The sequence below is a fragment of the Polaromonas sp. CF318 genome (genome assembly GCF_000282655.1).
GTDB lineage: Bacteria > Pseudomonadota > Gammaproteobacteria > Burkholderiales > Burkholderiaceae_C > Polaromonas.
The window spans coordinates 1-21,286 of sequence record NZ_AKIV01000133.1; the positions used below are offsets into that span (position 1 = coordinate 1).

General features: G+C 60.4%; 29 protein-coding genes and 2 tRNA genes. 4 read left to right on the plus strand and 27 right to left on the minus strand.

Annotation, left to right across the window (positions count from 1 at the left end; translation table 11 throughout):
• From PMI15_RS19650 to PMI15_RS19685, 8 genes are all read right to left on the minus strand, one after another.
• Positions 1-1,201: AAA family ATPase (locus PMI15_RS19650; protein WP_007873552.1), on the minus strand; the 1,201-nt coding region annotated here is incomplete at its 3' end.
• 44 nt (positions 1,202-1,245) lie between these two features.
• Entirely contained in the window at positions 1,246-2,256 is a 1,011-nt protein-coding gene (gene tssG, locus PMI15_RS19655) for a type VI secretion system baseplate subunit TssG (protein ID WP_007873553.1), read from the minus strand.
• On the minus strand, positions 2,220-3,947 hold the full coding sequence (tssF, locus tag PMI15_RS19660; protein ID WP_007873554.1) for a type VI secretion system baseplate subunit TssF: 1,728 nt from the start codon (positions 3,945-3,947) through the stop codon (positions 2,220-2,222). The genes tssG and tssF overlap by 37 nt, the downstream gene beginning before the upstream one ends.
• Before the next feature lie 45 nt (positions 3,948-3,992).
• Complete coding sequence (gene tssE, locus PMI15_RS19665) at positions 3,993-4,406, minus strand: type VI secretion system baseplate subunit TssE (protein ID WP_007873556.1); 414 nt, start codon at positions 4,404-4,406, stop codon at positions 3,993-3,995.
• Between the two features lie 48 nt (positions 4,407-4,454).
• Positions 4,455-4,940 (minus strand): Hcp family type VI secretion system effector, encoded by a 486-nt coding sequence (locus PMI15_RS19670; RefSeq protein ID WP_007873558.1) that lies wholly within the window; start codon positions 4,938-4,940, stop codon positions 4,455-4,457.
• Positions 4,941-5,197: 257 nt separating this feature from the next.
• Positions 5,198-6,685, minus strand: coding sequence for a type VI secretion system contractile sheath large subunit (gene tssC, locus PMI15_RS19675; protein WP_007873559.1), 1,488 nt, complete (start codon positions 6,683-6,685; stop codon positions 5,198-5,200).
• A 24-nt stretch (positions 6,686-6,709) separates the two neighbouring features.
• Positions 6,710-7,204 (minus strand): type VI secretion system contractile sheath small subunit, encoded by a 495-nt coding sequence (gene tssB, locus PMI15_RS19680; RefSeq protein ID WP_007873560.1) that lies wholly within the window; start codon positions 7,202-7,204, stop codon positions 6,710-6,712.
• A gap of 377 nt (positions 7,205-7,581) precedes the next feature.
• Positions 7,582-8,463 carry a LexA family transcriptional regulator gene (locus PMI15_RS19685; RefSeq protein WP_007873561.1) on the minus strand — a complete coding sequence of 294 codons (882 nt, stop codon included), beginning with the start codon at positions 8,461-8,463 and terminating at the stop codon, positions 7,582-7,584.
• A 180-nt stretch (positions 8,464-8,643) separates the two neighbouring features.
• On the opposite strand from PMI15_RS19685, the gene PMI15_RS24130 reads away from it, so the two are divergent.
• A complete protein-coding gene (locus PMI15_RS24130; RefSeq protein WP_238541160.1) occupies positions 8,644-8,958 on the plus strand; it encodes a helix-turn-helix domain-containing protein in 315 nt (104 codons plus the stop codon).
• 16 nt (positions 8,959-8,974) lie between these two features.
• The gene (locus tag PMI15_RS24915) at positions 8,975-9,148 is read left to right on the plus strand and encodes a hypothetical protein (RefSeq protein ID WP_007873564.1); all 174 of its coding nucleotides are present in this window, start codon (positions 8,975-8,977) and stop codon (positions 9,146-9,148) included.
• Between the two features lie 27 nt (positions 9,149-9,175).
• Here PMI15_RS24915 and PMI15_RS19695 read toward each other — a convergent pair whose 3' ends face one another.
• Positions 9,176-9,394: a hypothetical protein gene (locus tag PMI15_RS19695; RefSeq protein ID WP_007873566.1), complete on the minus strand. Its 219-nt coding sequence runs from the start codon at positions 9,392-9,394 to the stop codon at positions 9,176-9,178.
• Positions 9,395-9,599: 205 nt separating this feature from the next.
• Complete coding sequence (locus tag PMI15_RS19700; RefSeq protein WP_007873568.1) at positions 9,600-9,950, minus strand: hypothetical protein; 351 nt, start codon at positions 9,948-9,950, stop codon at positions 9,600-9,602.
• A 207-nt stretch (positions 9,951-10,157) separates the two neighbouring features.
• Here PMI15_RS19700 and PMI15_RS19705 point away from each other — a divergent pair, with 207 nt between their 5' ends.
• Positions 10,158-11,423, plus strand: coding sequence for an O-antigen ligase (locus tag PMI15_RS19705; RefSeq protein ID WP_007873569.1), 1,266 nt, complete (start codon positions 10,158-10,160; stop codon positions 11,421-11,423).
• Between the two features lie 166 nt (positions 11,424-11,589).
• On the opposite strand, the gene PMI15_RS24920 is transcribed toward PMI15_RS19705, so the two are convergent.
• The 4 genes from PMI15_RS24920 to PMI15_RS24925 form a co-directional block, all read right to left on the minus strand.
• Complete coding sequence (locus PMI15_RS24920; RefSeq protein ID WP_157214682.1) at positions 11,590-12,081, minus strand: hypothetical protein; 492 nt, start codon at positions 12,079-12,081, stop codon at positions 11,590-11,592.
• Positions 12,082-12,098: 17 nt separating this feature from the next.
• Positions 12,099-12,329 (minus strand): hypothetical protein, encoded by a 231-nt coding sequence (locus PMI15_RS19710; protein WP_007873572.1) that lies wholly within the window; start codon positions 12,327-12,329, stop codon positions 12,099-12,101.
• A gap of 154 nt (positions 12,330-12,483) precedes the next feature.
• Positions 12,484-12,921 (minus strand): DNA-binding transcriptional regulator, encoded by a 438-nt coding sequence (locus tag PMI15_RS19715; RefSeq protein ID WP_036840238.1) that lies wholly within the window; start codon positions 12,919-12,921, stop codon positions 12,484-12,486.
• A gap of 109 nt (positions 12,922-13,030) precedes the next feature.
• A tRNA-Asp gene (locus PMI15_RS24925) sits at positions 13,031-13,164 on the minus strand.
• Positions 13,165-13,305: 141 nt separating this feature from the next.
• Between PMI15_RS24925 and PMI15_RS19725 the strand changes: the two genes are divergently transcribed.
• Positions 13,306-13,623 (plus strand): hypothetical protein, encoded by a 318-nt coding sequence (locus PMI15_RS19725; RefSeq protein WP_007873574.1) that lies wholly within the window; start codon positions 13,306-13,308, stop codon positions 13,621-13,623.
• Between the two features lie 116 nt (positions 13,624-13,739).
• On the opposite strand, the gene PMI15_RS24930 is transcribed toward PMI15_RS19725, so the two are convergent.
• The 13 genes from PMI15_RS24930 to PMI15_RS19775 form a co-directional block, all read right to left on the minus strand.
• A complete protein-coding gene (locus tag PMI15_RS24930; protein ID WP_157214683.1) occupies positions 13,740-14,096 on the minus strand; it encodes a hypothetical protein in 357 nt (118 codons plus the stop codon).
• Positions 14,097-14,103: 7 nt separating this feature from the next.
• Positions 14,104-14,427, minus strand: a complete 324-nt coding sequence (locus PMI15_RS19735; protein WP_157214684.1) for a hypothetical protein — start codon at positions 14,425-14,427, stop codon at positions 14,104-14,106.
• Between the two features lie 222 nt (positions 14,428-14,649).
• Positions 14,650-14,829 (minus strand): hypothetical protein, encoded by a 180-nt coding sequence (locus PMI15_RS19740; RefSeq protein ID WP_007873576.1) that lies wholly within the window; start codon positions 14,827-14,829, stop codon positions 14,650-14,652.
• 60 nt (positions 14,830-14,889) lie between these two features.
• Positions 14,890-15,324, minus strand: a complete 435-nt coding sequence (locus PMI15_RS24935) for a hypothetical protein (protein ID WP_157214685.1) — start codon at positions 15,322-15,324, stop codon at positions 14,890-14,892.
• Positions 15,321-15,677, minus strand: coding sequence for a hypothetical protein (locus PMI15_RS19745; protein WP_007873578.1), 357 nt, complete (start codon positions 15,675-15,677; stop codon positions 15,321-15,323). Before PMI15_RS19745 ends, PMI15_RS24935 begins: the two co-directional genes overlap by 4 nt.
• 103 nt (positions 15,678-15,780) lie before the next feature.
• Positions 15,781-16,065 (minus strand): YHYH domain-containing protein, encoded by a 285-nt coding sequence (locus PMI15_RS24490; protein WP_081499647.1) that lies wholly within the window; start codon positions 16,063-16,065, stop codon positions 15,781-15,783.
• A gap of 168 nt (positions 16,066-16,233) precedes the next feature.
• A complete protein-coding gene (locus PMI15_RS19750) occupies positions 16,234-16,497 on the minus strand; it encodes a hypothetical protein (RefSeq protein ID WP_162130768.1) in 264 nt (87 codons plus the stop codon).
• Positions 16,498-16,677: 180 nt separating this feature from the next.
• Complete coding sequence (locus PMI15_RS24940) at positions 16,678-16,992, minus strand: Fic family protein (RefSeq protein ID WP_157214686.1); 315 nt, start codon at positions 16,990-16,992, stop codon at positions 16,678-16,680.
• Positions 16,993-17,375: 383 nt separating this feature from the next.
• On the minus strand, positions 17,376-18,032 hold the full coding sequence (locus PMI15_RS24945; protein WP_007873580.1) for a hypothetical protein: 657 nt from the start codon (positions 18,030-18,032) through the stop codon (positions 17,376-17,378).
• A gap of 362 nt (positions 18,033-18,394) precedes the next feature.
• On the minus strand, positions 18,395-18,682 hold the full coding sequence (locus PMI15_RS19760; RefSeq protein ID WP_007873582.1) for a hypothetical protein: 288 nt from the start codon (positions 18,680-18,682) through the stop codon (positions 18,395-18,397).
• Positions 18,683-18,826: 144 nt separating this feature from the next.
• Positions 18,827-18,914, minus strand: a tRNA-Ser gene (locus PMI15_RS19765).
• A 35-nt stretch (positions 18,915-18,949) separates the two neighbouring features.
• A complete protein-coding gene (serS, locus tag PMI15_RS19770) occupies positions 18,950-20,290 on the minus strand; it encodes a serine--tRNA ligase (RefSeq protein WP_007873583.1) in 1,341 nt (446 codons plus the stop codon).
• A gap of 54 nt (positions 20,291-20,344) precedes the next feature.
• On the minus strand, positions 20,345-21,286 hold the full coding sequence (locus PMI15_RS19775) for a threonine/serine dehydratase (protein WP_007873584.1): 942 nt from the start codon (positions 21,284-21,286) through the stop codon (positions 20,345-20,347).

Sequence of the window (21,286 nt, forward strand, 5' to 3'; positions counted from 1 at the left end):
AGCGGCTGGAGAGTTCGGCCGCCGCGACGATGGCGTCGTCGCGCATCACGACGCGGTGCACGTCCTCGTATTTTTCCTTGAGGCCGCGCAGGATGATGACGGCCGTGGCGAGGTCCGGCTCGTCGAGCTTGACCGGCTGGAAGCGGCGGGCCAGCGCCGGGTCTTTCTCGAAATATTTTTTGTACTCGGCCCAGGTGGTGGCGGCGATGGTGCGCAGCTCGCCGCGCGCCAGCGCCGGCTTGAGCAGGTTGGCCGCATCGGACGTGCCGGCCTGGCCGCCCGCGCCTATCAGGGTGTGGGCTTCGTCGATGAACAGGATGATGGGCTTGGCCGAGCCTTTGACCTCGGTGATCACGCCCTTGAGGCGGTTCTCGAATTCGCCCTTGACGCTGGCGCCGGCCTGCAGCAGGCCCATGTCCAGGCCCAGGATGGTCACGTCCTTGAGCGAATCAGGCACGTCGCCGTCGACGATGCGCAGCGCCAGGCCCTCGACCACCGCGGTCTTGCCGACGCCGGGATCGCCCACGCAGATGGGGTTGTTCTTGCGGCGCCGCGCCAGGATGTCCACCATCTGGCGGATTTCCTTGTCGCGGCCGAACACCGGGTCTATCTTGCCGTTGCGCGCCTTGTCGGTGAAGTTCTCGCAAAAGCGCGCGATGGCGCTGCCTTCGCCGCCGGCCGCCGCCTGGCCGCCGGTCGTGCCGCCTTCCGCGGCGCCCGGGGTTTCCTCAATCGAGGCGCCGCAGGTCGCGCCGAAGCCGCTCAGCAGGCTCTCGCGGTTGAGCGCGCGCAGGGGCTCGGCGTAGTCGCCGGTGGCGTAGTAACTGGCGCGCGCCAGGAAGGCCAGCAGCACGGCGCCGGAGCGTATGCGGGCCTCGCCGAGGTTGACCGAGGCGATCAGCCAGGCGTCCTGCATGAGCTCGAGCAGCAGCGGCGAGAAGGCCGGCTTGCCGGCGTTGCCGGTGCGCATGTCCTCCAGGGCGCGGTCGATGCCGCGCTTGACCAGCGCCGCGTCCACGCCGTTCTGGCGCAGCAGCAGCGCGACGTCGGCCTGCACGTTGTCAAAGAGCTTGACCAGCAGGTGTTCGACGGTGATCTCATAGTGGCTGCGCGAGACGCACAGGCCCACGCCGTCTTCCAGCGCCTGCTTGGTGAAGGCATTCAGGCGTCCGACCAGGGGTTTTAATTCGACCAGCAGCATGATGTTTCTCTTTCTTGCGGTGTATGAAGAAGGGATGCCGAAAATTAAAGGGTGAACTGCACGCGGGTGGGCTGGTGCACGCGTTCGGGCGTGAGCCAGGTGTCCAGGCCCAGGCGCGTCCAGTTCGTGGCGGCCGATCCCGGCGCGGCTTCGGCGGCCTCCAGCGTGCGGGCGGCGCGGGCCTCCTCGTGCCGCAGCTCGAGCACGATGCGCACTTCCAGCGGGTCTATCAGGTAAAAGCGCACCAGGAACTCCAGCCGCTCGTGGCCAGGCGTGCCGGGCAGCAGTTGGTGGAAGGAGTCCTCGGGCAGGTCGCTGAGCGTGATGGTGATGCTGCCGCTGTAGTCGTCGATCTGGCTGCCCAGGTAAGTCGTCTCGCCGAGCTCGTGGGCCTGCAGGCCCAGGCGCAGGCGCTGGTCGGCCGGGATAGGCACGTGCTGCAACGTGCAGCACTCGACCCAGACCCTGGCCGGCCTGAAGGCGTCGGCCAGCAGGGTGTGCAGGCCGGAGGCCGAGCGCGGATGCATGTTGAAGAGGCCGGCGTAGCGCAGCAGCCCATCGGCGGCGGGCAGGCCCGCGCGCAGGTCGCCGTCGCGCAGGCCGATGAAGGCATAGAGCTGGTCCAGCACGCCGGCGTCGCCGTCTTCCACCACGCGGTCCTGCAGCCGGTGCTTGCGCCAGGCGTCGAACAGCAGCGGGTACATCGCATGGTGGATGACGTCCAGGAAGTCGCGCGTGGCGTGGCGGCCTTCGCGCTCTTCCTCGAACAGGTCTTCGGTGTAGTAAGTGGGCAGCGGCGAGGCCACGCCGTAGAGGCCGAAGAAGTTGGCCGTGATGCGGTAGCCGCCGCCGTCGCGCGGCTCAATACGCTCGATGTCGTTTTCGGGAAAGCCCAGGCTCAGCCGCGGCCGTATGCGCAGGCTGTCGGTGGTCATGCCGCGCGCCTTGCCGAACAGGCGCAGCAGGCGTATGGCCTGGAAATAGGAGAACCTCTCGCCGTGGGCGAGGAGTTGCTCCTCTACAGCAGCGGCTGCTGACCCAATCTTGGCGGCCATTTGAAGACTGCTCCTGTGAAAGCGTCTTCAAGCTCGACGCGGGTGTAGGAATTGATGCCGGCGTAGTCCCCGATGAAACGGTCCAGGACACAGCCGAACAGGTACATGTCGCCTATGCCGGCGAAAAAATCGAGCCGGCACTTGATACGGATCTGCTGGCCGCGCAGCAGGCTGCCGCGCCCGACCAGCCGCGTCTCGGGCGTGGCGGTGACCTCCTGGATGCCGTCGATGCGCCGGCGGTTGGCGGTCTCCGGCCCCTGCTCCTGGCGCTCGGAAAACACATAGAGGTTCAGCAATTCGCGCAGGTTCTCGGCGCTGGCGATGGACAGGAAGTTCAGCGAGACGTGCGAAATCAGGCGCCACAGCAAAGCCTCACCCGAGGGCGGGTTCAGCGGCGCGGTCATGGGCCGGATGTTGCGAAAGCTCATGCGGTCGGGCGAGCTGCTGGTGGGCCGGCTCAGGTCACCGAGCTTGAGGCTTTCCGGCAGCTGGCGGTTGGTGCAGGTGATGCGCACCGACAGGGTCTCGGGCAGGGGCAGGTCGCCGGGCGGATAGGCCACCGACAGGAAAACCTCGCTGCCCCGTCCCACCGTGGCCTGGCGCAGCGTGGTGCGGTAGCTCAGGGTGTTGCTGCCGTCGTGGCGCAGCATGCCGAAGGGCACGTAGGCACGTTCACGCGAAGCCCCTTGCTGGTAGCCGACGACCTGGTCCACCGAATAGATCTGGTAGTGCTGGCGGTTGGCGGCCTCGGGCATGAGGCGGTATTCGCTGGCGCGGTGCTCGTGATTGACCGGGTCGGCCGCGTGCTCGAACAAGTTGACCACGGGCACGATGTTGAGCATGAAGCTGTCGCCGCGTATCTCCGGCATCCAGTCGGGGACGTGGTCCAGCAGCACGGAAACCTCGAACAGCGGGCCGCTGCCGCCGGCCAGCGCCTTGTCCAGGCCCACTATGTCCACGAAGAGGAATTTCTCGGGCAGGACAAAAAACTCCTGCAGGCAGCGGTAGCCCTGGAAGGCATGGCTGGGATAAGGCAGCAGCTCGCCGTCGAAGCCGGCCTGGCGCAAGGCCTTGGGGCCGAGCTCGGCCACCGTGCCGTCGCCGCGCGTCAGGCTCACCGCCTTGACGTGGTTGGCCAGCAGCAGCAACAGCTTGGAGGCCTCGGTGTAGCCGCCGCCCAGGAAGAGGCGCAGCGAGGGCGTGGCCCATTGCGCGACGTCCAGCCCGCCCTGCAGCGCGAACTTCAGGACCAGCCGCGGCGCCTGGCCGGGGCCGCTGGCCAGGCGCGCGCTTTCGAGCGCGACAGGGTGCACCTGCAACTCGGTGCAGGTGCGAAAGCGGCAGGGCGTGCCGTCCACCGGCACGGAATCGATCTTGGTGCCGGCGACGACGCGCACGCTTTCGGCCAGCATGCCCTTGGGCTCGAAGCTCACCAGGGTGCTGGCGGGAATCGGGCGCAGGTAATGGGGGAACAGCAGGTTGGCCAGTTCCTGCACGAACTCGGGGAATTCGTCGTCCAGCTTCTGGCGCGTCAGGCCCGTGAGGAAGGCGACGCCTTCGAGCAGGCGTTCCACGTCGGGGTCGGCCGAGGAGCCGGCCAGCATGGGCGCCAGCGCGGGGTTGGCCTGCGAAAACTCGACGGCCAGTCCCTTGAGCTTGTTCAATTCATCTTCATAGTACCGATTGAACATGGGGTTCTTTCACTCGCTCGGGGGACTGTTAAAGGGCCGTTGAAATCAGTTGATGTTGACCTTGCCGTTTGCGCCAACCGTGGTGGAGAGCTGAAGCGGAATCTCGCGGTCATCCACTTCAAGCCGGCCTTCCAGCGCGAACCGGATGGACAGCACATCGGTAGACTCCCGGCTCATCACCACGCGGGGCGACTTGATGCGGGGTTCGTACTTCAGCACCATGCGGCGGATCTCTTCTTCAATATCGCCGGTGGAACCCGCGGTGAGCCCGCCGGCGATATTGGTGAAGTCGGGCACGCCGAAGAGGGGATCGAGCTGCACGCTGCCTTGCCGGGTATTGAGCAGGCGCAGGAGGTGGTTGGTGACCGACCGGACAAGAATATCGACCTGCGTCTGGTTGGTGCGTTGTCCACCGTCTTCCCAGGCCGCTATTCTTTCCAGCAGTCGCCGCTCCTTCACCGTTGTGGTCTCTCTACTCAGCCGGGCCGGCGTGCCGCTTGCCCGTCATTACTTCGGAGCGAGCCAGGAATCCTCTGCCTCGATGCCGTCCGGCTCGAAGGTCCAGGTGATCTTCTCGTAGGTGAAGGAGATGTCCTCCATGTGGCCCATCTGCTTGTTGTCGGGGTTCAGGCAGTTGGGCGTCCAGGACCTAGCGTTGGTCAGGATGGCCGAGGACAGCTTGACGGTGTAGTACTTTTCTTCCGTGCCCTTGGGGGAGATGCGGTAGAACTCCAGGCTCACGCTCTTGAGCTGCTCGCCCGAGGTCAGGGCCTGGAACAGCTTGGGCGTGGCCTTGTCGATTTCCTTGGTGACCGTCATGGGGCAGTGCACGCGCTTGCCGGTGGGCAGGCCGGTTTGCGGGCTCTTGGGGATCTCGATGACGTGGTCCACGGCTTGCACGAGGATCTTGCCTTCGTGGCCCTTGACCTTGACGGAGCCTTCGATCTTCCCTTGTTTTTCGCCTTCGAGGATGAGGTAGCATGGCATTGGCATGATGATTTCCTTTAAGTTGGTACTGTCGTAAAACTGTTTCAGATCCGCTCAAGGCCCCCGCAACAATCAGCGGGGCTTGAACCTCTTTACCACCCCGCCCCATGGCTGCCCGGGTGATCTGCACATCTCTTAAACATCTGCTCTGTGCATGACCTGTATTCTGGAAGGCCCCTGTTTCGGGTCCATGTCAGAAGCCAGGCGGCAAAGTTACAACCGAAATACAGGCGCTTTCCCCGCGGGAAACCGCCCGCCGGCGGTCACTTTTTCTCGAGCTTCCCAACGAGAGACAGGCTGAAGGAAGCGCCCATGTACTTGAAGTGCGGACGGACCTTGAGGTCGACGCGGTACCAGCCTGGATCGCCTTCGACGTCAGCCACGGTGATCTCAGCCTGGCGCAGGGGCCTGCGGCTGCGCACGCCCTCGCCCGGGTTGTCCATGTCGGCCACGTACTGGCGTATCCACATGTTCAACTCGCTTTCGAGGTCGGCGCGCTCTTTCCAGGTGCCGATGTTCTCGCGCTGGATCACCTTGATGTAGTGGGCCAGGCGGCTCACCACGAACATATAGGGTAGCTGGGTGCTGAGCTTGTAGTTGAGCTCGGCTTCCTTGCCTTCCTTGCTGTTGCCGAAGAACTTGGGCTTTTGCGCCGAGTTGGCCGAGAAGAAGGCCGCGTTGTCGCTGTTCTTGCGCATGGTCAGCGCGATGAAGCCCTGCTCCGCGAGCTCGAACTCGCGGCGCTCGGAGATCAGCACCTCGGCGGGGATCTTGTTCTGCAGCTCGCCCATGGACTCGTAGGTGTAGACCGGGAGGTCTTCCACCGCGCCGCCGCCCTGCGGGCCGATGACGTTGGCGCACCAGCGATAGTCGGCGAAGCTGCCGGTCAGGCGCGAGGCGAAGGCAAAGGCCGCGTTGCCCCACAGGAAGCTGTTGTTGCCGCCGGAGACGTCTTCCTTGTAGTTGAATTTCTTGGTCGGCACCGTGTCGGCGCTATAGGGCACGCGCAGCAGGAAGTGCGGCAGCGTCAGGCCCACGTAGCGCGCGTCCTCGGTCTCGCGGAAGGCGTTCCACTTGACGAACTGCGGGCCTTCGAAGACCGAGGCCAGGTCCTTCAGGTTGGGCAGCTGCTCATAGGACTCGACGCCGAAGAACTCGGGCGCGGTGGCGGCGATAAAGGGCGCATGGCCCATGGCCGCGACGCTGGCCATGTACTGCAGCAGCTTGATGTCCTGCCCGCCCGGGCCGAACTCGTAGTTGCCGATCATGGCGCCGAAGGGCTGGCCGCCGAACTGGCCGTATTCGGCCGTGTAGAGGTTTTTGTAGAGGCCGGACTTGGTGATGTCGGCCGCGTCCTGGAAGTCGTCGAGCAGCTTGCTCTTGCTCACGCTGAGCATCTGGATCTTGACGTTCTCGCGGAAGTTGGTGCGGTCGACCAGGAATTTCAGCGAGCGCCAGGCCGATTCCAGCTTCTGGTAGTCGGGGTGGTGCAGGATGGAGTCGACCTGCGCGCAGAGCTTTTTGTCCAGGTCGGCGATCATGTCGTCGACCGTGGCCTGCGTGACGCGCTCGACCGAGCGCTGGGGTTCCAGCAGCTGCGAGACAAAGGCCTGGATGCCGTGGCGGGTGATGGAATAGGCGTCGTCGCCCTGCTTGATGCGCGCGGAGTTGACCAGCTGGTCGAGCAGCGAGCCGCCCGCGTCTTCCGCCGCGCCTGGCGCCGCTTCTGTTTGCTTGTTGGTTTCAGCCATGATGATTCCTTCGGTGCGGTTCTTTTATTGGTCCTTGACGCCGAGTTCGGACATCAGCCGGGCGCGCACGCCTTCGTCCTGCACCAGTTCCTGGACCTTCTTGCGGAAGTCCGGAATGTTGCCCAGCGGCCCTTTGAGCGCCTTCAGGGCGTCGCGCAGCTCGATCATCTGCTTGAGCTCGGGCACCTTGTCGACGATGGCGTCGGGCGAGAAGTCGTTGATCGAACTGAAGTCGATGTTCATGGCCAGCACCGCGTCCTTGTCGGCCTTGGGGTCCAGCTTGTTGGGCACCGACATGCTCAGCGACAACTTTTGCGCCTTCAGGACTTCGTTGAAGTTGTCCTTGTCGATGTTGATCGGCTTCATTTCCTCCAGCGGCGTCTCGTCTTCACGCAGGGTGTAGTCGCCCATGACCAGCAGCTTGAGCGGCAGCTCAACCTCGGCCTTGGCATCCCCCGTGGCGGGACGATAAACAATGTTGACACGCTCTTTTGGTGCTACTGACCCATCGGTTGCCATGGTGGTTTCCTTCGATTCGGTGAGAGTTGAGGGGAGGCCACACGTTTCACACGTGTAACAAGTCGAAAACGATAGTACTCGATATCCTTTGATTTAAACAGCCATGTTTCAGCCGTAATACGGGTGAGAAAGTGAGCGCGGGGGCCGCGAAAGCATGCAGCAAAATCAGCCGGGCCAAGCCATGCACCTGTAGCACGTTTGTGCGACAAAATTCATCGCACCGCGGCATAGCGATGCGAGGCGCCACAGTGTCCCGCCTTGCCCGGCGGCGGGGCATAGGAACAACCCTAGGCCGCGATGCGGCAAGGCCGGGATGGAAATATTTGCCGGCGCGCGGCGCGGCAAAGCCGCAACACCGCGCGACGCGGCGCGCCCCCTCAGTTGAAGGTCACGCCGGCCCAACGCACCCGGCCCAGCACCGCGAAGTCGCGGTCGGCCGACTCGTGGCCCTGGATGTCGAAAGGCTCGTAGGCCGGGTTGTAGCTGCTGACCCGCAGGATTTTTCCGGGCAGGCGCTGCAGCCTTTTCATCAGCAGCGCGCCGTCCAGGCGTATCAGGTGCACACCCTCGGTCAGCGCATCGCGGTCGCGCAGGTCCGCCAGCACGGAATCCCTGGCATGCAGCCACGGCTCCATGGACGCGCCCACCACGCCGAACATCGCCAGGTCGTCGTGCGCGATGCCTAGGTCGTAGCGGATGAACTGCGCATCGAAAGGCCGCATGGCCAGCACCGAGTCGGCGTCGGTGAAGGCGGCCCCCTCCGCCTGCTCGCGCAGGTCGAATAGCGGGACGTAGATCAATTCGTCGACCTGCGCCGCGCGCACGCCGTGGGGCACACCCGCGGACCGGCCCGCGCCCTGCGCTTCACCGCCCAGCAGCTGCGTCGGTGTGGTGTTGTATTCGCGGGCCAGCACTTCAAGCTCGAAGGCATCGGGCAGGCTGTCGCCGCGCTCGACGTTCCAGATGGTGTTGCGGTGAACGCCCACCGCGGCCGCCACGTCGTTGATCTCGCGGGCGCCGCGCGCGTCCCGGCAGCGCTGGCCGAACTGCTGCATAAAAACGTTGCGCGCCTCGGTCCTGACGATCTTGACCTCCTCCTTGCTGGCGGCCGCCGCGGCGTGGTAACGGTACCAGGCCACCGGCTCATCCGCCTTGACCGGCGACACCGAAGCCAAAGGGTAGGGCTGGTTGGCGCTCTGCCCGGCGGGTGCTTTTTCCGTAGGCGCCTGATCGGAAGGCGCCGCGTCTTTTGTGCTCATGAACACTATTTTGTGTCAACGAACACAGACATGCAAACCTCAACCCCTCTGATTTACAAAATACGCATAAAAATATAAGCAATACTCATAACTATGGGCCTAACCACGCTTGACTTCATACCTTGCAAGCTCAAAATAGTGGGCATGAGCATAAATAAAACAACAATCTCACAGGAGGATATGCACCCCGCCGACGTCATTGCTGCCTTGCGCAAGCGCGGCACCAGCCTTCGCAAGATTGCCCACGACAACGGCTACAGCCACATCCAGCGCGTGCTCACCAGCCCCTGGCTGGCGGCCGAGCAACTGGTGGCCAAAGCCCTGGACACCACGCCCCAGGCCCTGTGGCCTTCCCGCTACCGCAACCCCGCGACAAGGGCCCTGGCCTTCCGGCAAACCCGCAAGATCGTGGTGACCATGCCCAGCTCCCGCGACAGAACTGCGCCGCCGGGCACATCGGCCGGCGCCCGGCCCAGCCGCACCCGCAAGCCCTGACACCAAAGGACGCCCCATGCTGCTTTCCGGCAAGGACATCAAGCTGCGCATTTACCTGCGCACCCGTGAAGACGAGCTGATCCTGGTTGAACTCGAGCGGGAAGACCTCGAAAAAGCCGCCATCGGCAAAACCCAGTTCGCCGAAGAGCAGCTCCATCCCATCAGGCTGCTGCATTTCGAGCTGGCTTGAGGCCGCGCGACGCCCCTCCCCTGCGCCTCAAAGTGCGCCTGGATGCGAGTCGTACTCGCCGTGGTCGATGTATTTGATCTGCATGCCGGCCCGGGCCAGCTCGGCGATGCGCGAGGCGACACGCCGGTAGAACTCGCCCGCATCCGTCAAGGGGCCTATGGTTTGATTGAAGGTCATGTCCTGACCCGCTTCCTTGAGGATGTACTCCCCCGACGGCTGAAGCTTCACCTTGAGCAGTGCGAGCATCTTGTTGTCCTCCTTGAATGGCCATGGCGTCCGCCCCCACTGCAGCGGGGAGGCACCAGATTGCTCAGTGCCCACTTTAGACCCCAAGACAGGGGCGACTCTGTAGGAAAACACCTTCTTCGGCCTAATTGGCGCGATCACCAGGAGAAAAGCTGGTACTTAGGACTTATTGAGTGCCATAAGCCGACAATCGCGGCCCTGGGCCTTATTGCAAGGCCCCATGCCCGGTGGCACCCCGGTCCAGCGGGTCCACCACCACCTCGTAGATTTCGTTGATGCGCCAGACCGGGCTTTCATAGGCGGCCTGGCCTTGCACCTTGACCAGAAAGGAGCTGCCGCGCTCCCGCGCTTCCAGCGTCAGCTCGCACGAAAAATCGATGCGCCCGGCATCCGTCGAGATCGCGCTGACCAGTTCATGGGCCGCCAGCGACAGCCGGTGCTCGCAGCCCCGCGGCAACAACTGCTCCACCTCATAGGTCCGCATCACGATGGCCGCGATGCGGCCTATCAGTTCAGCCACGACGGAATCGGGATTGGAAACCATCAGGGAATGCATTTTGGGCATTCTCCTACAAGGCCCCGGAAAATGAGCAGCTATATTCAATTCGCGGCTTGTCATGAGCCGCTCCCTCCCTCGCTGGCCTTGCCAGCTTCCACGCCCGGTTTGTCCCGGGCTTTTTTTTGGGCCATCGGGGATGCGTGAGGGCACGCCCGCGGCGCCCGATGCCGCCGATCATTGCCGCGATGCCCTGCACAATAAGCTATGACCAGAAAAATAGCCCCCCTAACGACCTGGCTGGTCGCGGCAGCGATTGTGTTCCCCCTGTTTGTCCAGCTCTCCCGCGGCATTTACCGAGACCTGGACCCCATTTACGACTCACGCGGCATCCTGGGGTCGCTGCCCCTGCCGATCTCCATCGCGGCCTGCGTGGCCGGCATCCTCGCGCATGCGCGCAGCTTTGGCCCGGCAAGGCCGGCGCTGGCCTTCATCGCCGCCTTTGCGGGCGCCATGGCGGCGTCGTTCGCCTTCGCGCAAGGCGCGCCGGACGGCCAGACGGCCAAGCTGCTGTACGCCGCGCAAACCCTGCTGCCCACCATGGGTTTCATGCTCGGGCTGTTTCTGGGCGCCGAGCGCAAAACGATTGCCAATGCCTTTTTCTGGGTGTTGCTGGTGCTCTTGCCCCTGCAACTGCTTGCCGGCTGGATCCAGGGCGGCTTGATGCTGACGAATTATTTGTATGTATTCAGCATTTACCAGCACATCCAGTTTGTGCCTATCGTTCTGGTCGTGGCATTCGGCTTTGTCATGGTGCACCAGTGGGAACGCCAAAAAAACCTTATGCGTGTCCTGGCGGTCATCACGGGAATGTATGTGCTCGCCAGCGGCGCTTTTCTGGCCATTGGCTTTTACGCGGGATTTTTATTGCTGTTTTTCGGCGCGGCGGTATTGAAGCGCTCGCACGGCCATGCGACAGGCCTGCTGTCCATCGCGGCCGGCATCGCGGCGGCAGTGCTCCTGGGCAGCCTGTACTACGGCAACGTCAAGGGCGACACGGACAGGTTCGGCAACGCCAATGCCTATGTGCAAAAGTTCCGGGACGTTGCGCAGGGAAAGCTGCCCGGCAACATGGCCCAGCGCGTCAACGACTGGAAGCTCTACGGCGGCTGGATCACCGAAAGCCCGCGCAGCTTGGTGTTCGGCCACACCAAGCCACCCTCGCGGGAAGTCATCACCAGCGCGCACAACTGGTATCTGGACCTCGTCTACAACTTTGGCCTGGTCGGGCTGCTGCCTGTGGCGGCACTGGCAGGCTTGACGGCGCGCAAGGCCTGGCAGCAGCGCAAATCCCTGCCCGCTGAAATCTGCTGGCTGGCGGGCATGACCGCCTTCATGGTGCTGGTCGACAGCAGCTTCAAAGTGACGCTCAGGCAACCCTACCCCGGCATCTTCATCTATTTCCTGTGGGGTTTGCTGTTTGCGCATCTGCAGGGCGCTGATGAAGCCCGGCACAAGATCCAGGCCCTCTGAACCGCCGGGAACGAAAAAGCCCCGATAGACGGGGCTTTTAAGGCATTTCTCAGATCAATCTGGATTGTTCCGGATGCAATCTTGGCGAGGGTGTCTGCCCCATATGGCCTTGAAACTCGCATGAAACCTATACTTCCACCTCATGCATCGCAATTAACTCCCCCTTCTATTCCCCCGTTTTCACTGGCGTCGTTACTATCTTCTCAATCATGGGCTTCTTCAAATGGGAAACCATCACAATGATTTCTAACGGCGCAGTTCCAGGAAGCTTAAAAAGCTTCTCTTGATCACCGCGACAGCTCCAGATATCGCCTGGCGAAATCATGTAGGGCAATTCTTTACCCCAATGCACAGTAAAGGCAGAGCTATCGTTGCCGACCCATCCGCCAGGGATAGCGCGTCTAGCGCTGATGTTCATAATCGTGGTTGGCAGAGCACCAACGTTTGCCAACTCGATGTGAATTGACTCTTTAACCCGTCCACAAGCTCCATCCGGCGCATTTTTCAGTGGGACCACCTCGCTGTCGTGATAGTGTGAATTTGGCTTCACCTTCATTCGGAGCCGCGCTCCGCTACGAAGCCATTTAACAACGTCCCAGGTTAAAACTGTGGTTGCTATAACGGCGCCCCACCAAGCAACGATCTCAGTGCTGTTCATCAACGGACTCGGATTGGCTATTTTGGATTTCGCGCCAGCACATCATCGATCTCTCGTTTTGTGGCCGCGTCACGCATGTGGGGTTCAACTAGGCGCGTGTAAACCGCCTTCTGCTTGTCCGTTAAAGCGTTGAGCCCCTTGTCCAGGTAAAGCAAAGCGACACCGTGGGCCGCCGAGTTGCGCGCGATGTACCCACCCTCCACGAGTTCTTCAAGCATGTCGCCGAGATCGTAATCGCTGAATTCCATGGGGTCCTCCGTGGCTGAGCTCTCACTATACGACCGTCTGACGCGCGAGCAGCTTGTTTATGTGGCGGATAATTCCGTACGAGCCAAAACACCGCATAAACACTAGACACCATCAATATCGGCGATGGTCTATTCCGTTTCCCCATCCCGTCAGTCAGCGCGTCAGCATCTCCAGGCGACTAGCCGCCTCTTTCTTACTCATTTTCCGCAACGCAGCAATGGAGGCAAACTGACCGGCCCGCGGCCGGGCCTTTCCGTTTTCCCATTTATAGATGGATTGGCCGGACACTCCCAGCAAGAGGCCCGCTTCTGCTGCAGATAAGCCTAAGCGTTTTCTCTGTGCCGCTAATCCTCTGGCACTGAAACGGAAAGTGCCAACGGGCTGTTCAGTTGAGGCGCTTGGTACTGTTTTGCCAACAGCCTTACTCAGGCGGCTGACCAATTGCTCGAGGGATGCTATCCGACGCTTGAGGGCTGCGATGTCCGAACGGTAGTGTGCGGACGCCTTCTTCAACTGTTGCGTGTCGGCTCGCATTTCCTTGCGAGCAACACGGGCGATCTCTTCTTTCAAAACTGTGGCGATATTGGGCATGATCCTCGTTCATTTAATGAATGAAAGAACGATCATAAATTGCCGAAATCCGGTTGGATTTTTGGGTGCTTGGCTTCCGCCACAGCTAGGAAGGAGACCTGATGTATGTTGGGGGGACCGGACTCGAACCGGCACGCCTTTCGGCCGAAGGTTGACAACCTTCTACGTCTAGCCGTGCTTGCGGCCTATGTCTTCAGCGGCCAGATAGGCCTCTCCTTCAATGTCACCAAGCTCCGCGCCCCCCTGACGCCGCGGACGATGCGCTTGAGATCTTCCGCTCGGTCTTTGAAGAACTTGGCTATCGCGTCGAAACCTGTACTCATCAAGGCCCCATCCGTTTGGGTGGCCATAATGTATAGCAAGCTCATTACCGGACATTGACCGATGACCCACTCACTCATCCTGAACATCGATATCGACAAGGAAGCGCGAGGAAATTACGTTGCCAGGGCACACCAAGGCAATGTCTTGGTAACTGAGCCAGAACTTTACGACAGCATTTCAACGGCGATCCGGCAAGAGGCTCTAGCCATCCCGCCGAGTTTTGCTCACTTTGTTGAGTTCACCTACAACGGCATGTCCACCGGGACATATGCGGTTGAGGATGTGCCCGGCAAGGCCGCCGAACTGGCCGACAGGCTGGTTGCTCTGAATCATCAGATGCACATCCTACTGGAGGATCGACGATCCGCCGGCGCATAGAAGAGCCGCAGGCGCGCGGCAATTAGGCACTCACATTAGCAGCGTGAAACGCGCCTTGCATAGAGCGAACGGGCTGCGCGAGATCTTCCCAGAACACTAACGTGAACGTATCCCTGCTACCTGCTACTGAGCATCGCGCCAAGCACTGCAAAGACTACAAATGCGAAAAGCAGGCCAGCAGCAGAAAAGACATAGGCGAAGAACAAGGACAGTTTGCCCTCCGCCTTGTACAGCCAAATTGCTAGCGCCAATCCACCAAGCATGGGTAAAACGCCAAAGGGGAAGAACAGAACGCCAAAATACACGCTCAGTAGACCAAGAACGATCGCAACGATTGTACGTATCGTGAAGGGTTGTGGCTCAGGAATTCCATTCGCGGCTAATTCCTGTGACGAAGGAAGAGGTGCACCACATACAGTGCAGGCGGTCGCATTGTCATCGCCTGTGGTGGCGCATTTTGGGCAGAACGGCATAAGACTTCTATCCTTGAAGGGTACGCATCGTACCGACGACTTCGAGCGCGTCCAACCCGATGGCCTTTGGATCGTATTGAGCCTTGACTTGTGTACCAAGACTGTCAAGGTAAATTTGGACCATCTCTGCCCGCTCCGCCGTCGGCGCACGCTCCATCGCGTCACGGACATCCTTCTCCAGCGAAACAGCTACGTGAGTCCCAACATGGTGGGGATCTCTGTGCCCTTCGATCAGACCGCGGAACACCAACGTTCCATCTATCAGCTCGAACGGCTCAATGTCCGCAGCGAACGTGGTGCGAAGCTCATCCGCCATTCGACGATTGAACACCCCGAGATTCCTGGATAGTTGCATATCACCCCCTTTGGATGATTCTAGACGGCTGATCTTCGCGCCCCCCCTCAGAATGTAGTAGCTAAGCAGAATTTAAAGATCCGCAGTGTTCGACCCTGGGTTCGCACTAACCCGGCCTTGCTGCAGCCTTTGGTGTCAGTCGCTACACTTTGTGTCACGTCGGCTGCGAGCTCGGGGCCTGCGCTATGAAGAACCGTACTACGCCTCGCGCTCTTCCACCCAGTGTGAGCCGGCGCCATAGAACTCGTTACCGGCTTCGGCGATGATCTCGTAATCGCAACGCGTCTCTTCGGTTGCCGGAATCCATAGCCCGCCGTCCTTCACCTGGTCTTCATGGTGAACAACGTGCGCAGCCCAGCAGAGGCGGATTTCTTTCACGGCTATTCCTTGGGATCTTCTCAGCGGTGACACACGGATATCGGCCGCATCTTACTGCGGTCAATCTAGGTATTTGATGACGGCGTATCGACTAGTGTTCTTGCCTACGGGCACGGAATAACCAGAACTGTTGGCGACGATATTGGAGCCGTAGACGTTGGCTTTTGCGGTGCCTTGAGAATAGATGCCGGTTATTCTTGAGCTTGAACTCAGTTCAACAACGGCATCCCCTCCGCTCTCCTTGGCTTTTGCTGCGATATCTGACTTTTTCATTGACATCGGAACTATGGCACTAGGTCTCTCATCATCTATGAGTCCTAGCACCTTGAATTTCCTGGGCGGCTCGCCGGTAATCCAGAACTCAATGCCATTTACTACCTCTTTGGTTCCACCATTACCCTCCAGAATATTTGAGCTTCTAGTCTCAAGAGGATGAAATTGAGTAGAGGCACAGCCAGCCAACACTGCTATTGCCACCAAAACAAAAAATCTCATTTGATATCTCCAATGACGGCATCTATTTTTCCAAGCAAGGCTTCGTCATCCCATTGGCGCTTGGCCTCGTCTCTGTCGCGAATAAATTCTCCAAGACCTTCTGAGATAAAGGCCGAATTTAAAGGAGAGTCAGTCAGATCTCTAAGCTTTCTCTCGATGATGTCTAACCGTTCGTGAAGCGATTTTTGATGTCGCTCCATTGCTTTGGTGAGTTCGAAGTAGCAATAGCCAAAAATGAGAAATCCCACCACCGTGATTCTGGTGGCCTCAGGCTTTGAGTCAAGCCAACCGTAAGCGAGCAAAAGAACGATCAGGCCGACTGTCCAGAGGGCAATTTTCTTGAAGGCTTTCATCTTTTCCTCAATATGGCGTCGCATCTGCCACAACTGGTGTAACCCACCGCCACTGCTCTGGCGATATTTTCGTGTTACCACCCAGAATGTTCCCAAACAGCACTCAGCAGCCGGCGTAGTTCTTCCGTCCGCTCTTGGTAATCGTGTACGTGCCACCACGCGGGCCGACATAGCAGGTAGGGCCGCCGCCCTTCGCCGGCGGTGCGGCCTGAGCAGGGGCTGAAGGAGCCGTAGATGGAGCTGCGGCCGCGGCTGTCTTCTTGGCGCCGTGGCAGTGGTGGTCGCCGGTCTTGCGGTTCGTATGACAGCCCTGCGCATCCGTACCGCCTGAGTGAGCGGCAGCCAACCCGCATGCCAACAGCAGCGTGAGTGCGCAGAACAGTTTCATGGTGTCTCCAGCCTTGTCACAGATGGTGACAGGTGGGTCCGGTGAGCGCCTCCTCTAATTGGAGGATATAAACCCCGAAAAGGAAGACGTGTTCACACCACATTGGTATGGTGTGAACCGGCTGATTGCAAAGATGGACATGTAACGGGCGCGGTCAAAGCGGACTTGTCACTCCAGCTCTCTCTTGACCGCATCTCGCGTGCGCTCCTTCAGCACCGCTCGGGTTTTCTTAATGATCGGTTCGCGAATCAACTTGCCATCCCGCGCAGCCGTTCGAACGTCCAATTCCGCTGGAGAAAGGCGAAGCGCAACGTCCTTGCCTTCAAGTAGGTTTTGGATGGTGGCATCACCTATTTGTCCAGGGAGCTTGCCGCGTTTGATCCTCTTGTGATCGTTCTTAGAGTTGTTCAAGGCGCTGCTTTCAATGTCCACTTCTGACCGATAGCGGCATCGTATCAGCGACAGCGTCCGGCACAGAAATTTTGCGCAGCCAGTAGTAAAGATGGATGAGTGACGGGCGTAAAAAAGCCCGCTCTAGGCGGGCTTTAAAATATTTGGATGTGGGCTCTTACGCGATCCACGTTACGGCAACTCGACTGATGGCCAGCAGAATTACATGACCTCGAGTATGTGTTGTGTCAGTTGCCGCATCAAAGGGCCACGTCTCTCGGCAGAACGGTGCAGACTGATTTCTTCGTAGATGGGAAATTCTTTATCAATGTCCCAGTTTCGCGGTGGGAATCCTGCCCAGGTCGCCAGTCTGAACAACAAAAGCCGGGCGCAATGACCGTTGCCATCCATATAAGGATGAATCGTCAGGAAGCTTTCAAACAGCTTGGCCGCTTCAACAGCAAACTTTTTGATGCGGTCTTCCAAAACAGTGGAGCGACCAGCATCACTGTTCAGCCATTCGGTGAACTTGAACATGATGCGATTGCATTGCTCCTCGAAAGCACGCATCTTGATGCCCACGATTGCAGGCGGCACCCCGAGGTTTCGGTCATGGTCTACGCCCACGGGGCAATCTACAAGCTCGGGACAGCTCTCAGTACCTCGATAGTTCCCGATAATGCACGTACACATCTGGGGTGCCATGTTTGAAAACATGAACCGGTGATCTTGGCGGGTATCAAAAGGATTGAAATCAGGCGGAGGCGATGGGTTTTGCAGAGCGGCCGTCGTCAAAGCCAAGCAGCGTAACGGCAAGCCTGTTGCGCGATCTGGATGGGTTCCGTACGTCCAGTATTTGCAATCGGTATGGCTTCTCTGCATTCCGCCCGGTCACAATGCCGGCCCTCACCTGGTTATTTTTAGTTTGCTGGCAGCGCGACGATACGTTCCTGTATTCGCTGTGCGGCAGCCACGGCGGCTGCGTGAATCTCAGGGTCATCCATGAGCGGATCGTCTTCATTGAAATTAGCCAGTGACCGCTCAATATCCGCGCTCAATTCATAAGTGCGGACAAGCGCTCGTTCGCTGCGCCTAGCAGCCAATGCTGTATTTTCATACCACGCAAGCTCCAAGTCAGTTGCGAGGCTAGCGCGCACAAGACTTTCATACGCCCGAATCAGCCTGTCATTTGAGACAGACAGACCTTTCCTTTTTTGAATATTGGTACGACACACCTTGGCGTAGTAGCGCGACTCTTTGCGTGCGGCTTGCATTTGCCGAATAAAGCGCTCACTGGGAACTGTGGGCCCTGTGACGATGCGGAGGCAAAAGGCTTCGTGCTGCTCACGAAACCATTTATTCGATGTTTCCATACGTACGGCCTTGCGCTCCAGGCAACCGCACGCCCAATCTGTGACGGCATTTGCCGCTTTAATAGTGAATAGAGCCAACGGCTTGACTGCCGCTTGCAGGGCCAAGGACCAGAACCGGGGCGCAGTCTCGAGTCGCTGGACTAGAAAGACTTGGTGACGCACCTCATCAAACTCTGCGCTGCCGAAGGCAGATACTGCAGTCATGATGTCCCTTTCTGTTGTTGCGCCTTGTTGTATTGCACAAAACGTAATCACTTTGCACACAGCGTATTCACTGGTAATACACCGTCATACGTGATGCAGCGAAGTTTACGCGTTGAAATCATCACAACAAGCGGTTAACGCAGATTAATCGTCACACACGGGAAAATACTTACCCGTAGGACGAGTGCGCAAATAACCCGTGCAATCACTGGAACGAAACGTACCAACAACTGCACAGTGCAAAAAAGGCTCTGCAATCAATTGCAAATACACACCTCGCACACTTAACAACCAATTGATAGTATGTACTCACTTATTAAATTGACATAAAAATAAAGAATCCGGCCGTTAGGCTGCCCGTACTAGCACTGCCTTAGCCCTTCGCGCAGCTTGTTCAAGTGATCCGCCCAAGTCTGCATAAGCTTCCGCCACTCCTTAAGGTAAGTGGCGTGGTTGTATGCAACGCTGACCTCATTTCGCTCCCGGTGGGCCAGTTGCAGCTCGATCACGCCTTGTAGCCCATCCGGTACAAAGCCCCCAGGCCCAGTCGAATAGATGTGGATCTTGCGCAGAAGCTGCGGCAACTCCTTGCCCTTCAGCCTGACATAGTTGGTCTTGGTACGGGGTTTCAGGGCATTGCTCGGCTTCACATCGGCGCCTGGGTTGCGCTCGATGATCCCGTGGGCGACGGCGTACCGGAAGATCTGGTCATAGGTCTGAAAACAAAAAAGCCCCGATAGACGGGGCTTTTAAGGCATTTCTCAGATCAATCTGGATTGTTCCGGATGCAATTTTGGCGGAGAGGGTGGGATTCGAACCCACGGTACCTTGCGGTACGCCTGATTTCGAGTCAGGTACATTCGGCCACTCTGCCACCTCTCCAGTTGTGGACTCAGGATTCTAACAGCTGTGCAAGCCTACTTTCCTGCGGGCGTCAACACCTTGATGCCGCCCATATAAGGCTGCAACACCTCCGGCACGGTGACGGAGCCGTCGGCCAGTTGGTAGTTCTCGAGCACGGCCACCAGGGTGCGGCCCACGGCCAGGCCGGAGCCATTGAGGGTGTGGACGAATTCGTTCTTGCCCTGGGCGTTCTTGAAGCGGGCCTGCAGGCGGCGCGCCTGGAAGGCTTCGCAGTTGGAGACCGAGCTGATCTCGCGGTAGGTGTTCTGCGCGGGCAGCCAGACTTCCAGGTCGTAGGTCTTGCTGGCGCCGAAGCCCATGTCGCCGGTGCACAGCAACATGACGCGGTAAGGCAGGCCCAGCTTTTGCAGGATGGCCTCGGCGTGGCCGGTCATGGCCTCCAGCGCCTCGTAGCTTTTGTCGGGATGGGTGACTTGCACCATCTCGACCTTGTCGAACTGGTGCTGGCGGATCATGCCGCGCGTGTCACGGCCGTAGCTGCCCGCCTCAGAACGGAAACACGGCGTGTGCGCGGTGAACTGCAGCGGCAAATCAGCCTCGGCGACGATCTCGTCGCGCACGAAGTTGGTCAGCGAGACCTCCGACGTCGGGATCAGGTACAGCGAAACGCTCTCGGCTTCGGCCGCGCCCTCCTGCCCGCCCTTCTTGACGGCGAACAGGTCTTCTTCAAACTTGGGCAGCTGGCCGGTGCCGCGCAGCGAATCGCCGTTGACGATGTAGGGCGTGTAGCACTCGGTGTAGCCGTGCTCCTGGGTCTGCACGTCGAGCATGAATTGCGCGAGTGCGCGGTGCAGGCGCGCCAGCGGGCCCTTCATGACGGTAAAACGCGCGCCCGTCAGCTTGCTGCCGAGCTCGAAGTCCAGGCCCAGGGGCTGGCCCACGTCGACATGGTCCTTCACCTCAAAGGCGAACGCGGCCGGTTCGCCGCCCGGGCCTTCGATGGGGCTCCACTTGCGCACCTCGACATTGCCGGCTTCGCCTGCGCCCTGGGGCACGCTCTCGTGCGGCAGGTTGGGCACGGCCAGCAACAGGGACTGCATGTCGGCCTGGATTTGCTCCAGCCGGGTGGCCGAGGTTTCGAGTTCGGCCTTGGAAGCGCTCACTTGCGCCATGACAGCGCTGGCGTCTTCGCCTTTGGATTTGAGCTGGCCAATCTGCTTGGACAGGGTGTTGCGCTGGTTCTGCAGCTCTTCGGTGCGGATCTGCAGGGCCTTGCGTTCGGCCTCCAGGGCCTGGAAGGCCTCCACATTGAGGAAGGTTTGCGGGGTCTTGCGGGTTTCCAGCCGGCGAATAGCCGACGGCAGGTCTTTGCGGAGCAGGTTGATGTCTAGCATGGGACCATTGTATTTTGTGCGGGGGCGCGGCTCCCGCCCCTCCCCCGGCAACCCTCAGTTCAGGCTGGCCGGGTCCAGGTTGGCGCCGCAGATGATGAGGCAGACCTTTTCGTCGGCGCGCGGGCGGTAGCGGCCGCTTTGCAGCGCGGCCAGCGGCAGGGCCGCGGCGGGTTCCACGGCCAGCTTGAGTTCTTTCCAGAGCCAGAGCTGCGCCGCGCGTATGGATTCGTCGGTCAGCAGCAGCGCGTCGCGCACATGGGCCTGCGTCACGCTCCAAGACAGGCTGCCTATGCGCCTGGCGCCCAGCGAATCGGCGGCGATGCCGCTGACGGCCACATCCACCGGCTCGCCGGCCTCACGGGCCTTGTACAAGGTGGGTGCCAGTTCGGGCTCCAGCGCGACCACGCGGCTGCGCTGTTCAAACCAGCCGGCGACGCCGCCTATCAGGCCACCGCCGCCCACACTGACCAGCACCGAGTCGGGCACACCGCCCTGTTGCTCGATTTCCGCGGCCATGGTGCCGGCGCCGGCCAGCACTTCGGGCTGGTCATAGGCATGGGTGAGCAGCGCACCGGTCTCCTGCTGGCGCGCCAGGCAGGCCTTGAGCGCATCGGCATAGGCCGCGCCGGTCACCACCACCTCGGCGCCCAGCGCGGCCAGCTTGGCGCGCTTGGCGGGAGGCGAAACCTCGGGTACAAACACCTCGCAACGCACGCCCAGTTCACGGGCCGCGGCCGCGGTGGCAATGCCGGCATTGCCGCCCGAGGCCACGATCACGCCGCTGGCCGGGATGGGGTTGGACAGCAGGCGGTTGAGCATGCCGCGCGCCTTGAAGCTTCCGCCGGTCTGCAGGTGCTCCAGCTTGAGCCAGACCTCGCCGCATTCCACGCCCAGCGCCTTGCCGGGCAGTTGCCACAGCGGGGTCTGGCGGATGAAGTGGCCGTAGCCGGCCTTGAACGTGCGCAGGCAGCGCTCGATGTCGTCGCGATCGGTCAT

Coding starts and splice junctions, on each gene's coding strand:
- PMI15_RS19775 (WP_007873584.1), bottom strand. CDS start 21,286: ATGACCGATCGCGACGACATCGAGCGCTGCCTGCGCACGTTCAAGGCC.
- PMI15_RS24490 (WP_081499647.1), bottom strand. CDS start 16,065: ATGAAACTGTTCTGCGCACTCACGCTGCTGTTGGCATGCGGGTTGGCT.
- PMI15_RS19695 (WP_007873566.1), bottom strand. CDS start 9,394: ATGCTCGCACTGCTCAAGGTGAAGCTTCAGCCGTCGGGGGAGTACATC.
- serS (WP_007873583.1), bottom strand. CDS start 20,290: ATGCTAGACATCAACCTGCTCCGCAAAGACCTGCCGTCGGCTATTCGC.
- tssC (WP_007873559.1), bottom strand. CDS start 6,685: ATGGCTGAAACCAACAAGCAAACAGAAGCGGCGCCAGGCGCGGCGGAA.
- PMI15_RS19670 (WP_007873558.1), bottom strand. CDS start 4,940: ATGCCAATGCCATGCTACCTCATCCTCGAAGGCGAAAAACAAGGGAAG.
- PMI15_RS19700 (WP_007873568.1), bottom strand. CDS start 9,950: ATGCATTCCCTGATGGTTTCCAATCCCGATTCCGTCGTGGCTGAACTG.
- tssB (WP_007873560.1), bottom strand. CDS start 7,204: ATGGCAACCGATGGGTCAGTAGCACCAAAAGAGCGTGTCAACATTGTT.
- PMI15_RS19705 (WP_007873569.1), top strand. CDS start 10,158: ATGACCAGAAAAATAGCCCCCCTAACGACCTGGCTGGTCGCGGCAGCG.
- PMI15_RS24915 (WP_007873564.1), top strand. CDS start 8,975: ATGCTGCTTTCCGGCAAGGACATCAAGCTGCGCATTTACCTGCGCACC.
- PMI15_RS19685 (WP_007873561.1), bottom strand. CDS start 8,463: ATGAGCACAAAAGACGCGGCGCCTTCCGATCAGGCGCCTACGGAAAAA.
- PMI15_RS24930 (WP_157214683.1), bottom strand. CDS start 14,096: ATGCCGTTCTGCCCAAAATGCGCCACCACAGGCGATGACAATGCGACC.
- PMI15_RS19725 (WP_007873574.1), top strand. CDS start 13,306: ATGACCCACTCACTCATCCTGAACATCGATATCGACAAGGAAGCGCGA.
- PMI15_RS19715 (WP_036840238.1), bottom strand. CDS start 12,921: ATGCCCAATATCGCCACAGTTTTGAAAGAAGAGATCGCCCGTGTTGCT.
- PMI15_RS24130 (WP_238541160.1), top strand. CDS start 8,644: ATGCACCCCGCCGACGTCATTGCTGCCTTGCGCAAGCGCGGCACCAGC.
- PMI15_RS19710 (WP_007873572.1), bottom strand. CDS start 12,329: ATGGAATTCAGCGATTACGATCTCGGCGACATGCTTGAAGAACTCGTG.
- tssF (WP_007873554.1), bottom strand. CDS start 3,947: ATGTTCAATCGGTACTATGAAGATGAATTGAACAAGCTCAAGGGACTG.
- tssG (WP_007873553.1), bottom strand. CDS start 2,256: ATGGCCGCCAAGATTGGGTCAGCAGCCGCTGCTGTAGAGGAGCAACTC.
- PMI15_RS24940 (WP_157214686.1), bottom strand. CDS start 16,992: ATGTTCAAGTTCACCGAATGGCTGAACAGTGATGCTGGTCGCTCCACT.
- PMI15_RS19745 (WP_007873578.1), bottom strand. CDS start 15,677: ATGAAAGCCTTCAAGAAAATTGCCCTCTGGACAGTCGGCCTGATCGTT.
- PMI15_RS24945 (WP_007873580.1), bottom strand. CDS start 18,032: ATGACTGCAGTATCTGCCTTCGGCAGCGCAGAGTTTGATGAGGTGCGT.
- PMI15_RS24935 (WP_157214685.1), bottom strand. CDS start 15,324: ATGAGATTTTTTGTTTTGGTGGCAATAGCAGTGTTGGCTGGCTGTGCC.
- PMI15_RS24920 (WP_157214682.1), bottom strand. CDS start 12,081: ATGAACAGCACTGAGATCGTTGCTTGGTGGGGCGCCGTTATAGCAACC.